The 14918-nt window shown below is 34.4% G+C and carries 10 protein-coding genes; 1 reads left to right on the plus strand and 9 read right to left on the minus strand.

All coding sequences use genetic code 11. The features are described from left to right. Positions 1-8 precede the first annotated feature (8 nt). The 7 genes from NYQ66_RS03120 to NYQ66_RS03150 all read right to left on the minus strand — a co-directional run bounded on the left by NYQ66_RS03120 (position 9) and on the right by NYQ66_RS03150 (position 10144). Positions 9-425 carry a hypothetical protein gene (locus NYQ66_RS03120; protein WP_259866728.1) on the minus strand — a complete coding sequence of 139 codons (417 nt, stop codon included), beginning with the start codon at positions 423-425 and terminating at the stop codon, positions 9-11. A gap of 5 nt (positions 426-430) precedes the next feature. Continuing rightward, positions 431-760, minus strand: coding sequence for a hypothetical protein (locus NYQ66_RS03125; protein WP_259866730.1), 330 nt, complete (start codon positions 758-760; stop codon positions 431-433). A 134-nt stretch (positions 761-894) separates the two neighbouring features. Continuing rightward, on the minus strand, positions 895-4050 hold the full coding sequence (locus tag NYQ66_RS03130; RefSeq protein WP_259866733.1) for a DUF3427 domain-containing protein: 3156 nt from the start codon (positions 4048-4050) through the stop codon (positions 895-897). A gap of 552 nt (positions 4051-4602) precedes the next feature. Next, positions 4603-6348 carry a DUF262 domain-containing protein gene (locus NYQ66_RS03135; RefSeq protein ID WP_259866735.1) on the minus strand — a complete coding sequence of 582 codons (1746 nt, stop codon included), beginning with the start codon at positions 6346-6348 and terminating at the stop codon, positions 4603-4605. 119 nt (positions 6349-6467) lie between these two features. Further along, positions 6468-7367 (minus strand): glycerol kinase, encoded by a 900-nt coding sequence (locus NYQ66_RS03140; RefSeq protein ID WP_259866737.1) that lies wholly within the window; start codon positions 7365-7367, stop codon positions 6468-6470. A 31-nt stretch (positions 7368-7398) separates the two neighbouring features. Continuing rightward, positions 7399-9825 carry a DEAD/DEAH box helicase family protein gene (locus tag NYQ66_RS03145; protein WP_259866739.1) on the minus strand — a complete coding sequence of 809 codons (2427 nt, stop codon included), beginning with the start codon at positions 9823-9825 and terminating at the stop codon, positions 7399-7401. After that, a complete protein-coding gene (locus NYQ66_RS03150; protein ID WP_259866741.1) occupies positions 9818-10144 on the minus strand; it encodes a nucleoside triphosphate pyrophosphohydrolase in 327 nt (108 codons plus the stop codon). Before NYQ66_RS03150 ends, NYQ66_RS03145 begins: the two co-directional genes overlap by 8 nt. Positions 10145-10757: 613 nt before the next feature. Between NYQ66_RS03150 and NYQ66_RS03155 the strand changes: the two genes are divergently transcribed. Further along, positions 10758-10913 (plus strand): helix-turn-helix domain-containing protein, encoded by a 156-nt coding sequence (locus tag NYQ66_RS03155; RefSeq protein WP_259866743.1) that lies wholly within the window; start codon positions 10758-10760, stop codon positions 10911-10913. Positions 10914-12318: 1405 nt separating this feature from the next. Here the strand turns inward: NYQ66_RS03155 and NYQ66_RS03160 are convergent. Continuing rightward, positions 12319-14097, minus strand: a complete 1779-nt coding sequence (locus NYQ66_RS03160) for an ORC-CDC6 family AAA ATPase (RefSeq protein WP_259866745.1) — start codon at positions 14095-14097, stop codon at positions 12319-12321. Further along, positions 14094-14780, minus strand: a complete 687-nt coding sequence (locus tag NYQ66_RS03165; protein WP_259866747.1) for a hypothetical protein — start codon at positions 14778-14780, stop codon at positions 14094-14096. Before NYQ66_RS03165 ends, NYQ66_RS03160 begins: the two co-directional genes overlap by 4 nt. Between the last annotated feature and the right edge of the window lie 138 nt (positions 14781-14918).

Consider the following 14918-nt stretch of genomic DNA (forward strand, 5'->3'; position numbering starts at 1 on the left):
ATTGCCCCCTACTCTACAACTAGATCAATCCTTGAATATGTTGTTCTATACCATTCTAGTAACTCCCTATAAGAAACTTCTTTATTAGCCGTTTCTATAATAATGGTATCTAAAGAAAACAAACGATCCGGGTACTCTTTGTCTCCTAGATACTCTCCTTGCCTCGTTAACCTTCGCTTAGGCCCTGATGCTCTGAGGTAATTATAGTTATTGTTTGGATGATCGCCATTACACCACTGACTAATCCTTGCGTTATGTACGGTTTTGGTACAAATCTTTTGGGCTAGGTCTTGAATTGCTGTCTGAGAAAAATAAATTTCATTACTCTTTTCGATTTCAATTTCATTGTAAGTTAAGAGTAGTGTGGAGAGCCAAACTGCTCCAAACACATTGTCCGTCTTCTTTGTGTTGATATCAACGATCATAGAGCTTATTCTCCTATTCTATTAACCCATTTAATAAATCTAGTTTTATTTCTATCATACCAATCATTGCACATGAAATACTTGTCTCCATTTATCGTTATTGGCTTTGCCCAATAGCGAGCATAACCATTTATTAATCGTTGGTCGGTTAGATTTTTGCTTGCGTTTAGTTTTTTTAAGAATGCATAATTGATGTCGAAAACCTCTTTGGAGTGTCTTTCGTCGCACAAAGTTGAAACGATGTCTGGAGGTAATTGGTTGGAAAAAGCTAATTTTTTCATGGAGTTTCTTACTAATTCTCCTACTTTTAATTCTGCCATATCTCTAGTGATCATGGTACACTTCCTTTCGCAGTATCTATTTGTTATATTTTAACATATTAGAAAAATAAAATACTGGTATTTTTCTAGTCATGCTGACATTCCTATCGTGGAAAAAAAAAGAAAAGTAGCCTCCCCCTTAAGGAAGACTACAAAACAATACTCTTATTCGCCTTAGGTAATAACGCTGGTGGCATTTCTTCGCGTAACTCCCACTCAAAGCTAATTGGCTTTTCCCCATAATGTTCTATATAATCGCAAGTACCTAAGAAAGTGAACGGCGCTGTATATCCATTTTCCTTTTTAGATTCTCTTACGAATAAAGCAATGTTGTGGCCATTCTCCCTATGGTGAATATACCTTTGTGCAGTCGGACTTGTTTCGGATAACGTACTCTGTGACTGCCAGTGGAAACGTGTTTCGTTTATAGCATAATCATCATATAGAGTGGATGATGAAAAATCTTTCTCTGACTTGTTTAGCGTAATAAAGAAAATATCCAAGTTCTTCTCTTGAAAATGTTTAACACCTTCTCTAAATTCTGGTGAACTCTCTTCGTTAAAGTAATCTAATGCAGCCATAATTTGGTCTCGATTATACGTAGCATGAACAGTTAATGGTGTAGTAAAACCAAGGTCATGACTTAGTTCTAGCGTTTTGATCGAATTCAGCTGGTATTCTAGAAGATCTAGAATCTCCGTCCTCATTTGATCATTCTCTAGTACCCTTGCTAACCCTTCCTCAACAGATGAAACGCCTTCTTTCAAAGGCTCCTTTTGGTAAAAGGTATAGTAAAGCATATTTCTCAATAAACGCTCTTCTTCATTCGCAACGGTTTTATTACCTCTCACATATCCAATAAAGTATTCGAGTAACTTCTTTGAATTCAGGTGAAATAACCGCGGGAGTCTTTTGGTAATCGTCTTTTCATCTGGACAGTCAAAATCATCAGCAAGTCCCACATCTACCAACATTCGTTGAAAGGAGCGATCCCCACTCTTCCCGTAAAAGTCATATACCGATAAATGATAATGGGTTAAAAAGTTACTAAATGTTAACGGCAAGCCAGTATCCTGTTCAAAGTATTTCATTTTAGCTCTCAGGTTCGTAATTGAGTTAGCAGCAGCTTTTATATTTCGCAGAATATATTCTTTTGCTTGCTTCTCTAATTGAATAAAACTACCCTTTGGCAAGTTGGAGAATCCTTCTTCAATATAATGCCTTACAGAGTGCTTTGTTTTCCCAATAAGTGCACGGAACTTTTCTTCAAAGCTATAGTTCTTATGAGCCTGTCCAACAAAATCTAGGACGGTTAAACATTCTTTCCCCTCTACTAATCTTAACCCACGCCCTAATTGCTGCAAAAACACAGTTAAACTTTCTGTTGGCCGTAAAAACAAAATCGTATTTACATCAGGGATATCTACCCCTTCATTATATAGATCCGCAACAAAAATAAACGTAATTGCACCATTCGTTAACTGCTGTTTAGCAGATTGCCTCAGGTCCTTCTCGGAGTCCCCATGTAAGGCAATCGATGGAATGCCACGTTGATTAAAGTAGTTCGCCATGTATTTCGCATGCTCCACACCAGCACAAAATCCTAATCCTTTGACATCTTCCATATCTGTAACATAGCGATACAAGCTATTGACAATCTGATTGCTTCTAATTTTATCGTTTGTATAAACATTTTCTAGCTCTCTTAAATCATAGCCCTTCCCTCGCCATTTTAGCTGCGATAAATCAACAGTATCACTTACGCAAAAGTACTGAAATGGACTTAAAAGTTTTCTATTGATCGCTTCTGTTAACCTCATCTCGGTTGCAATTTGCCCATCAAAATAAGAAAGTACATCTTGCCCATCCATCCGCTCTGGCGTAGCAGTTAAACCTAATAACACTTTCGGATCAAAGTGGCTTAACAGCTTTTGATAGGAATCCGCTGCAGCATGGTGAAATTCATCCACAATAATAAAGTCATAAAAGTCAGGAGTTAACTTCTCATATAACTTCATGCTATTAAAACTTTGAATACTAACAAATAAATGATCTAACGCATCAGGTTTATTTCCACCAACTAACATATCTCCGAAGTTAAAATCCTTAAGAATGGCACGAAACATATCCCTGCTTTGCTTGAGGATCTCTTCTCTGTGTGCAACAAATAGAAGTCTTGCCCTTTTTCCATTCAACTTAAGAAATCTTCGATAATCAAAAGCTGAAATAACTGTCTTCCCGACACCTGTTGCAGCAACAAGTAAATTCTTATACCGACCAAAAATTTCTCTTTCAGCTTGTAAATTCTCTAGCATTTCTTTTTGGTAATAATAAGGTTGTATATCAAAACTAAAGTGAAAATCATTTTGTTGGTTTTCTTTTTTCTTTAAAGCTTGTTGCAGTTGTTCTTTATCCGCTTCTAGTTCGTGATCGAACTGATGGAACTCTCCGTCATTCCAGTAACTTTCAAAGGTAGCATCAAACTTCTTCACAATATCAAAGGAGTCTTTTTCAGTGACTTTCAAATTCCACTCCAAACCAGAAGTTAGAGCCGGATTCGATAAATTAGAAGATCCTATGTATGCAGTAGTAAACCCCGTGTCTCGCTTGAACATATAGGCTTTAGCATGTAGCCGTGTTCTGTCTACATCATAGGAGATTTTTATTTCTGTATTTGGTAATTTACTAAGTTCCATAATAGCTTTATAATCTGTCGCTTCCATATAAGAAGTAGTGATAATTCGCAACTTCCCACCATTTTCAGTAAAAGTTTGAAGTTCATTAATAATGATGCGGATACCACTCCACTTAACAAAAGAAACAAGGAAGTCTATTTCGTTCGCAGATAAAATCTCTTTCTTCAGTTCACTTAACATATCTGGCTCCGCAGTCGATCCAGTAAATAGAGAACTTTCTGCAATGGATGTAACCGGCCTTACAACCTTTTCCCTTTTGACACTACGTACACTATTGATTCTAGAGTAAATAGAAGTGAGCACTTCCCCTTCTTCTTCTATCTGTAATCTACTAAACTCTTCATCATCTAATCGTTTACTTAAGGTGTCGATGATACTGTTGCATGTTTCAATCTGCTCAAGCAATGCCTTCTTATCATCCGTTTGATTATCTCTAACATAGTTCAGAGCTTTTCTTGTGATCGTCGTTATGTATGAGGATAGCGCCTTTCTTGCTTCTTCCACGTCAAGCGCTTCCTTATTGATTTCATATTCTTCTTTTTCTAGTAGTTCAAGTTGAGACTTTAGGTGTTTGGAGATTATTTCTTCGTAGATACCTTGGTTTGGCATGGAGATCACCTCTTCATACACATTATACAATAATTGTAAAGTTAATAAAAATTAGCAACAGATGCTGAAATTAGAACACTAATTAAATTTAAAGTCCATTAACCTAATCAACTCCTATTTAATTTCAACAAAATGATCTTACATGCACTTCATTAACATCTAGCATATATGCTCACTGATCCTGGAGGTTTAACAGTACTACCTATTCATCGCCAAATACTCATCCAACACCCGATTTATCGCCACTTGATGTTCACGAGCCAACGCATCATTCCAATTCTCATTCTCATAAATCAAAGCCATCATCAACACATCTAATTTCTCTCGATTATTATTGATAAACCTTTGTGATTTTTCATTAAAAGGTAGTGATCATCAGTGCACTTGATATCTATCATCATTTATCGAATTCAACATTTTACGAATAGTAACAGGAACTGCAATTAAAGATCTCATAGATTTAATTAAAGGTGAGCAGTTTTGTTAATCAAAACTATCTCCTAGGTTTACTTGCTTTTTTCTATTCTAAACTTCTCATTTCCTTAGCGGTACTTACTTTCTAAGTTCAGTTTTCAATTTCTGTATTAATAGTTTTTCACGTTCCTCCAGGAATACATCAAAGTTGCTAAAATCCAGGCTAACATTGGGAACATAATGTTTCTGCTTATAGTCCTTTAGTTCACCAGCAGGAATTTTTTCATTTAACCATTTATTGAAATCCATAGCTTTTTTCTCGATATTAGGGATCTCTTCGAGTAATTGTATATTTCCGATGTAATTGCAGTTTGCTTTAAAATCACTAATTTTTTCATCTGGTATGCCATATGTTTTTAACCTTTTGTCCGTAAATTTACTTTTCGGAAACATATGATCTAAGTGAAAATTATGTTTTAAATCTGCCCAAGGATATAAAATAGAAAGAATAACTAAGGTTTCTCCATGGTTATACTTGGAATATAGTAGATTTTCAATATCATCATCTGTAAACTGTAAAGCACGATTTGTCCCTTTAAACTTTGCAAAAATTGCGTCAATCGGGAAACCATTCGATGATTGGCTTTTTATAATTTCCCTCATTGGTTTTAATGCTCCATCAGGGGCAAAACTGAAGACTCTTTTTAATAGTGCCGAGATAAACCATAATTTAATATTCTTTCTATCTTCAATTTTAGACGTGGATGTTTCAAAGTTATTAGGTAATCCAATCGTTTTAAAATAGTAAGCTATCGGTATCATCAAGTTGTTAGAAGTCATATTTTCTCTGCTAAACCCAAAACTACTTATTAGGACAAGTGCATCACGAATTGCTTTTGTAATGTTATCCCACTCTTTCTCAATCAACAACATATTAGTTCGATTAAAATTATCTACCTTGAATGAAATATCCGACATATCACAAAGAACTAAACACGCTTTTAGCACAATATCTTTACTAATTTTAAAACCGCGTCCAATTTGGTTGATTTCATCAACAAATTCATTAATTTCTTCACGAGCGTCTCTTGTTTCCCACTGAGCCGTAGCAAATGATAGAAGTAAATCGGAGTAGCTGAGTGTAGTCCCACCACTGTTTACACGAATAAAAATATTTAAGACTTTATCAAGTTCTGTACTTTGTTCAAGATAGTAGCTAATGATTTTGTTTATATGAATGACTGAGTGTAGCTTATAAAGTACTTTGTTTGCATACTTTGCTTTTTCTTTATCAGGATTAGAAGATAATCCAGCTTCAATCATATAATTCATAACATCGTATTGTTCCTTTAAGTCCAACATTTTACCAACCGGAAACCAATGATGATCTGCATCACTTCTAGCAGCTTCTGCATCAGTCAAAAATTCAAATTCATATTCATATGATATATTCTCTGGAGTACCTAATAGGTTGAGATATAATTTTTTCTTAGGATACGCTAATGGATTATCCCATTTTTTATAGGCAAGTTTAGTAGCATATGTACCTTTAAGTGCTAAGTACAAAGATGTCAGTCGTTGCTGACCGTCAAGAACAGCCATCACATCATCACTGCCATTTATATCTGCCTTCGGATTATGCCGATTTTCCCTTTGATGAAAATCGCGAAGAAATTCATAAAATTTAAATTCGGAAGCTTTTTCTTTAGGAACTTTCCAAAAAAGAAATGAGCTGATTGGGTAATCTCTCATTAAGCTATCAAATAGCATTGAAATCTGTTCAGAACTCCAAACAAACTCTCGTTGGATCGAAGGTAACAAATACTTCTTTGAATGAATATCGTTTATTACTTCGCTTATAGTGAGTGGTGTTTGAAATGACATAGTTTCTCCCCCTATTATACAATTAAACAAATAATGTTTTTTACCAGCAGTGATTTAGAAAACAAAAGATCATAATTTTATCTGATATGCATATGGATGTTGAAGAAAATACTCACAATTTAATACGCTTGTATCCCAAACTTCAGCAACTTCTTAGGCAAAATATCATCCAAATTCTGAATATCGGGGTCATGTATTTGAATTAAGTTAAATCCATATTTCTCATAGATCCTCAGCTTTTCTTGTTTTCTCGCTGCGTATTTCGGATCATTTTCTAAACCCCAGTACTCTATATACACTTTGCCAACAGGTAAATAGAAGTCAGTATAGACATCCTCTTCTATTGGTAATTTTCTCTCATAGGCATGTACAATTTCAGACATGTATAACCAGTTGTCAATTAACATTTCAGCTCTTGATCGAACATAGTGACCATCAGCAGTTCTGTGTTTAGCTTCAAACTTTTCTCTAAATCCAAGCGTACTGCTCTTCTCTAACTCTGAATCTACTTGTTGTTCCGGTCCATTTCCTAATATCTCATTTATTGTTTCTACTAAACGTTTATTCTGGATTATATTTTCTGGCCAGTTTACATAAGGAACACCGGTTTTGTCATACTCTAACTGTATTCCACCAATACTTTTGCCTAGTTTTGTTACAGTCCAACCTTTCACAGACTTCTCTACAAACCCTAACTCAGATAGAATAGGATTCATTTTAAATTTAGAAACACCAAAGTGATTACTTAAAGTTGTTGCATTTAACAATTTATCACTAGAAGGGTTAAACATAGTGTTATCTTTAATGGTTTCATCCCACGCAATATACTCTCCAACTTTAGGATGCTTTTTTGTCGTTCCACCTATATTTCTTCCGTTATCAGTAAGAACCCATTTATCTTCTATCCTCTCAATCAATCCGTTATCAAGGAGAATCTGAAAAACTTCCTTAACATTCAGTTTTAATTCTTTTGAAAGAGCAGTGGTTGATATGTATTTTGTTTTATTTGTAGTAGTCATATACAATTCCCCATTTCTGGTTTTATTTCGCCTATTTCTTCTCCTCTTTCCTCTCAAAATAAGCATGCAATCGATACGTACAAATCTCATTAGTCATCCTATACAAAGTAACCAAGTCACCTTCCTCAACATCAAACTCTAAACGGAATACACCATCTTCAAATGTTGTGAGTCCTTTAGAACTGCCACTCCATTTTGTCATAGGCATTCTCTCTATTATCTTAGCTACCTTTTCCTGATCATAATCCCACAAGGCCTTCGTAGTCTTATCAGAAAAATCAATCCTTTTACGATACTCTTTTTCTGTTAGAAATGTATGAAAGTAAGGAGCAACCTCATCAGCCGTAACAGCTTTGTACCATTCATGCTCTCCCCTACTTAACATATAAGACAGTAAAACCATCTTATAGCTCTTCGCCATTCCTGTTTTCTCTACCTCTTCTAACCATGCTTTATAATCACGAAAGACTTTTTGCTCACGTTCATCTAATTCATTAGCCCAGTCTAAGAAACCTGCATATGACTTAAACTCTTGCTTATACCCCCTGGAATCAGCATTACCATATAAGTGCATCTCTAGGTAACTTGGTCGATGGCCTTGCTCTTCTTTGAGTTCATGATAAGCAGCAAGCAGCTTATCTTTTCTTGGCATTCTTTTTCTAGTTAACTCTTTCAACAAATCTATAACCATAACATCAAGGTTAATTTCACACTCACTCGGAACAACAGGCACTACCTCTCGCTTCTTCCCTTTTTCCTGATTTCTCTCTGTATCAAATAAGCTCAGTTTAATATCAGCATTACGGTAGTTACCAATCAGATCAATAATGTTACACTGATCCTTCCCTTCAAACAGACGGAGTCCACGTCCGACTTGTTGCGTGAACACCGTAAGTGATTCAGTCGGTCTTACAAACAACAACGTATCTACAGGTGGGATATCCACCCCTTCATTAAATAAATCTACCGTGAAAATAATATCAATCTCACCACGTTGTAGCTTATTAATCGCATCATTTCTATTTAGACTGCTTTGCGAATGAAGTGCTATTGTCTTGTAACCCTGATTGTTAAAGTAACCTGATAAAAATTGTGCTTGTTTAATAGAAGAACAAAAACCAATCGTGCGTGTTTGCTTATGCTTCTCCCAAGCCTCTAGAACATTATTTGCAGTCTCATCACGTAGTTGAACTGCTAGTAATTCAGCTTGATCATATTTAGTCCCTAGCCATGATATTTGAGAATAGTCGGTGTCATCATATACGCCATAATAATGAAATGGTGCAAGCCACCCATTTTGAATCGCTTCAATAAAATGCAATTGAAATGCAACGTTCCCATCACAAATGGCATAGACATCCTTACCATCCATTCGGTCAGGTGTTGCAGTTATCCCGAGTAGAAATTTCGGATTAAAGTAATCTAGCACTCGATTATATGTTTTTGCAGCTGCATGATGGAATTCATCCACCACTATTAAATCAAAATAGTCTGTAGGAAATTGATGAAGGTGTTCGTTCATACTTAACGTATAAATCGATGCAAAAATATTATCTGATTGATCTTTTTGTTTGCCATTATATATGCCGTAATCTCTATCTGGCATTACATGTTTAAACGATCGTTTCGCCTGATAGAGAATCTCTTCACGATGCGCAATAAACAACACCCGCTTGAACTTTTCGGCAAAAAAAGCAGCGAGGTATGTCTTCCCAAGTCCAGTTGCCATCACTACCATTGCTTTATCATAATCTTCATCCATAGTAGCATCTAGCGCAGCTAATGCTTCCTGTTGGGATGGACGTGGCTCTATTTTTGTGTTGTAATCTGCACTTGGCTCCGTAACCACTTCTTGAGATTCTTCTTCCTCATTTGGAAGCATGAGCTCAATCTCTTCTTGTTTTGCCCAAACAGTTGCTAGATTTGGATTTTTCTTATGATAATCTTCATATTGCGAAGCGTACTTCTTAATCGTTTCTTCATTAACAGGAACAGTCTGCTCATCATAAAAGATCTTCAAGAATCGATCTTCCGCATCCTCAAAGGTTTCCACCTGTACACCCTTATCCATTACCAAGTTCCACTCCACACCTGTCGTGAGCGCGGATCTTGAAAGGTTAGAAGATCCAACAATTAACGTCCCATTCTTTTCCTGTTTGAAAAGGTATGCCTTTGGGTGAAAAGATGTTCCATTACTATGCCACAAGCGAACCTCAACATTATCGGAACCTGAAAATACTAAACCCTCTAAAGCATCCGGTTGTGTAACAAACAAATAATCGCCTGTACAAATCTTTATGTCAGCTCCACGCTTAGCAGCCGCTTCAAGGTAAGGCTTTAATAACGCCACTCCAGATTTCATTACAAAGGAAGTTAATATAAAGATAGAACTAGCTGTGCTAATCCCCTCTATTATTTGGTTTTTTACATTCTCGGTAACAAGTTTTATATCAGTCATCTTCAACCTCTATTAGAAAAATTTTGTCCGTAAAACCGCCACGCTTTTCCGCTTTTTCCTGACGCACTTCTTCTAACTGTTCCATGGATGCCCCATGTGTTTCTACTAGAGCATGAATAAGCTCCATTAGATCCGCTAACTCTTCGATACTATCTTGATCATTACTCGCTTCTAAGTATTCCTGCATTTCTTCTTGTAATTTTGTTTTTAACTCTGTTATGTACTCTTTGTCGTCAAGAATTCTAGTAGAGTATTGCTTACCTGTTTTATCGATAACTTGTGGTATTAGATCACGTACTAGTTTGTTATATACCGGCATATGTGCTCGTCCTTTCAACTTATGGGTAAGGTAATATATTAGGGATTGCTTTTCTATTCCAACACGGATCTTCCACGTCTCCTTTGTAGCGTGGTATCAGATGAAAATGGAAATGATTTATTGATTGTCCACCGTAGGGACTAATGTTAACCCAATACGATGTTATATCAATTCGGTGAATGCTTTTCATCTAGAAGTTTCTTGCCATCCTTTATTAACTGGTAAATGGACATCATTCTTTCTGTACTTGCATCAAAAATCAGTTTCTACATTTTATTTCGGTATAATGAGCAAATGTCCTCTATGGAAAGATATTTGTCGTAGAATGCAATTGCTAGATTATTTTCTAGTTCCCATTTTTAATTTAGCAGTTTCACAGAATGAACAGGGCATAGTATCTCCTCTGAGATTAGTTATTTTTACTTATTTTACCACATTTTTTATAGACTTGTGACATAAGTACACAGCTAAACTCCGCAAACAAAAAAAAGACACAACCCAAATTGGTATTGTGCCAATAAAATATAGCTTCATGTCGAAAAACTCACGCTCTGTGCTTGTGGTCTTCCTTTCTTCCCAAATTGATAATTATCAATAAAAAGGAAGAATACTATTGGATAATAAGAAAGCGCTGATGCAACTTCTAGGAGATCGACTACGTGTAGCACGTATGGCCAAACATCTTACTCATGAAGAATTAGCAGAAAGAGCACATACACATTATAACTACATAAGTGAAATTGAGCGCGGGAAATACTTCCAACCATAGAAAAACTACTTAACATTACAGTCGTTTTAGATATTAGTCTATCTGAGTTGTTTGTTGGATTTGAAGAGATACTAGAGGATAATTCTGATAAATCTAATGAATAGATAGAATTAAATTTCCGAAAAAATACCGTATTATTAGTTTCTTAACAAATAAGCATGACTTGTATTTTTCATGCTTGCACAGTCATGTGAATAACATCACAATTATGATACAAGATAAAACAGTATAAATCATCGACGAAATTCTTTATTATTTCTTCGTCAACTATTTACCACTCAATTACTTAAAGTGTAGATGAAGAGGAGGAAAATGGACAACTATAATCGCTATGTACGCTGTCCTGTGTGAGGAAATTACTTGAAGTATAAAGATAAAGTATTCTTAGATGAATTAAACACAATCTTCCATTAACACTGCTATAGTTATCCATCAGTGTTTGCCATAAAAGGCTCCGGGACTTATTCCAAAATTATTATAAGGTACAGTTTTTTTGATGACTTATTACTGCTTACTCTAAAATGAGTTAGACCATGTCTATAATTTGTTATTTAGAATGTTACATAACAAAATAGTGTCTGTTACCATCCGTAATCTATCATAAATCGACAAATTACGGGTGGTGAAAGGCGCTGTTATAATTACTCTAAATTTACATTTCCTTCTTTTTAGACAAAACAAACATTTTGTCTTTCGAGAGGGTCTGAGCCAATAGCCCCTCAACGGTTCACCATAACGTTGGATAGAGTAAAATAACTGCGAAATGAGAGGCTTACATTTAAACCTCTCCCCTCATATTAATCTTTTCCTAACCCCATCAAACCTAAAAAATTATGCGCAACTTCAATTATTGAAACTGTTACTATCCAACCAATTAGAGGTGTTTCTAATAGTTTGGTTAATATTTCTTCTTCAACGCCTAGACCTTCCATAATGAATGTAGTATATGTATACCAACCAATTATGGCATACCCTACTACCTTTCCTAATAATAAATTTTATTAATAACCTGATCCCAACTCATTACTAACTTCCTCTCCCTACTTTTGTTTAACTTAAGGAATCATTAGATTATTACATCTATAATTTAATACCCCAGAAATTCGCCAGCATTATCATCAAACATCCCTCCCTGAACCAAAAAGCTCATCAAATTCTCTAAATAAATCTCCTTGGAAATCCTCCATTCCCTTAGAATTATCGTTAAAAATTACCCCATTAGCTTTTAGAACTGAAGAGAAATCATCATCCCCAATATGATTGGAATTATCAGGAGAAAGCCATTCTTTATATGCCGGCTCTTACCTAGGGCGTTTCATAGTATTTTCTTAAACGTTTCATAAAAGTAACTTATATTAAGAGTAAAGGAATATATTTGTTAGCCGATTACTTGATATTGTCCAAATTATCCTGCCATATATTCTATCGCAGCACTTTTAACTCTTTCAGCTCTAACATCCTTGATATACTTCATTTTAATCTCATCAATCGTTGCATCGTAAATTTCACCTACATAAGTGAATTTTTCATTTAATCTACTAATTATTTTTTCTGACAACTTAAGATTGTCTATAGAATGACTTCTTAATATTTTATATAATGATTCTGCTTCAGGAATTTCCATTTTGCTTCCACAATTAGGACAAAAATTATACTCTTCATTACTTGTCTTGTAATCACATTTTGTATTTGAACAATGATACTCATCTTCGATTTTTAATTTTTCTATTAGATCACTCATAATTTGTGTTGTAGGATAATAAGCCTGATTGTTCTCAATAGCAACAGAGACGTTTTCAATATCTTTCACTTCTCTAAATATTAGATCTGAGTATAAAATACTTGGATTAAATGACATATAATACCCGTGATGACCCTGGCCTATACTTTTTTTCGTATAATCAATTGTCAACAGATTTGAATAAGCTAATACTTCAAAAACCTGAGATATTTTATCATAAACGGTTGTGGAGACATAAAATCCCGAAGAAAGTTTATCGCCTTTTCCTTTCCTTTTGTTATTCCACTCTCTCAAATTTGGAATTAAAAAATCTTTTACTAGGATTTCTGCTTCAGTAATATAATCCTTATACTTCACAAGTCTGTTTCTAAGCGTGCTAAACTCTTTCCACTTTGTTCCCAAGACTAATCTAATGCTATTAATTACTTTTTGCATTTGTATTGTATTTTTATTAAATGCACCATTACTTTCTAGTTCATCAATAATGTGAAATGCAAATCTTGGATTGCCATTGCTGCATAGACATATTATTTTAATTATATCTTGGTTAACCGTTAGCTTATTCCAATAGTTTTTATCATACGCCTGTATCCTCGTTTTCAAAATTTGCTCAATGTATTTAACATTTTCTTTATTTGTTGGTGACCAATTGAGGTTAAGCTCCTTAGCATCTTGCCCTTTTTCAAAGTATTTCCCATAATTGGTTATTCCAGGATAAACAGCTGCTTTACATGCTATTTGTGGATCTCTAAGTCCTTTAAAGAAAGAAAAAAACTTTTCTTGTTGGCTGTGTGAAAATACGTGTGCTGCCTCATCGAACAATAATACTATTCTTTTTAAATCAAAATCAGATATTAATTCCTTTAAAAAACTCTTGAAACTGTTCGGATTATCCAATATACTACTTAATCTTTTTGAAGGAGCTTGATCCTGCAATATCACATTATCTTCTATGTCACCTGTCTCAAGAATGGTTATATAATTAGATAATAACTTCGCATACATTTTGTAGTTGTTTTGAGGTTGATCAGAATCAAAGATACTTGATAATCTTTGATTTAACCTCTCTAAGTTAGATGGTTGTAGATTTATAATTGTTGTTAATACTTCATGCAAAATTTTACCCATTGTCCATTGTAAGAAAGGATCAATTCCAGTGTCTACTACTTTAATTCTTTCCAACCTTATTGACTCTTCAAAACTAACCCAAACGCCTAATACACTATTTTGATTATATGCCTCATTTGTGATAATAGCAGCATACTTCATAAGCATTGTTTTTCCTATTCCTCGACTACCTTCAAAAATATATTGCTCAGAATCAGTCAAACGTTGTACTTTCTCTTTACTATATTCAATAAAATATTCTCTAATAAATTCATTGTTAAGGCTTTCTGTTCGATCTGCTATAAAATCACCTAATGATTTCTCAACCATGTTCATAGTGTAACCACTCCTGTATTGTTTGCTAGATCTATTAACTTATTATCATCTGTACCGTTATTTTTAAGGATATACATTGCAGCAAAAATTCCAATAACAGTTGTTAACTTATTTATATAAAATTGAAATTGTTCCTTATCATATTGAATTTTTAAAGACTGTTGTTTGGTAAGTGTTTTAAACCTACCATGTACTACATCGCTTAGTTGTTTATATATATTATTTAAGTAATTGCTTACCGAATTATTTTCTTTTTGTACGTCTTTGATAGATGGGTAAGAAGCATGTATATAATTGGTGGTGAAAAAGTCATAATCTCTTATAAGAGTACTCACATATTTATCAGCTTTAGCATCATGCGTCTTAAATAAATGATACTCAATTTTATGGTCCAAATAATAAAAGGACATGCACCCCAATTCTAATATACTACGCAAGGTTATTATGGCTTGTCTATAAAAACCTGCTGTAGCAGAATTAACACTTGCTATTACATCAGATGTTATTTCATTCCATAAACCTGAAATTTCCTGGTCTATTTCAGTTAATTTTTCCATTATTGTTATGGTATTGTCGATAGCATCAAGTAAGGGTGTAATATCATTATCATTAATGGTATTTGTATTTATCTTTTGTACATTATTTATTATGTTCTCTTCAAAAATAGTCTTAGTAAATGACATGATGTTCACCTCCTGTTACATATTTATACTCTTTTTAAAATTCGACAAATCCATTCAAAAACCTTCCAAATATCTACAAATCGTTAATTACACATTATCATCTGACATCTATATTTGCCACTCATTATCAAACGCTGT

The sequence above is a fragment of the Aquibacillus koreensis genome (assembly GCF_025154055.1).
Lineage (GTDB): Bacteria > Bacillota > Bacilli > Bacillales > Amphibacillaceae > Aquibacillus_C > Aquibacillus_C koreensis.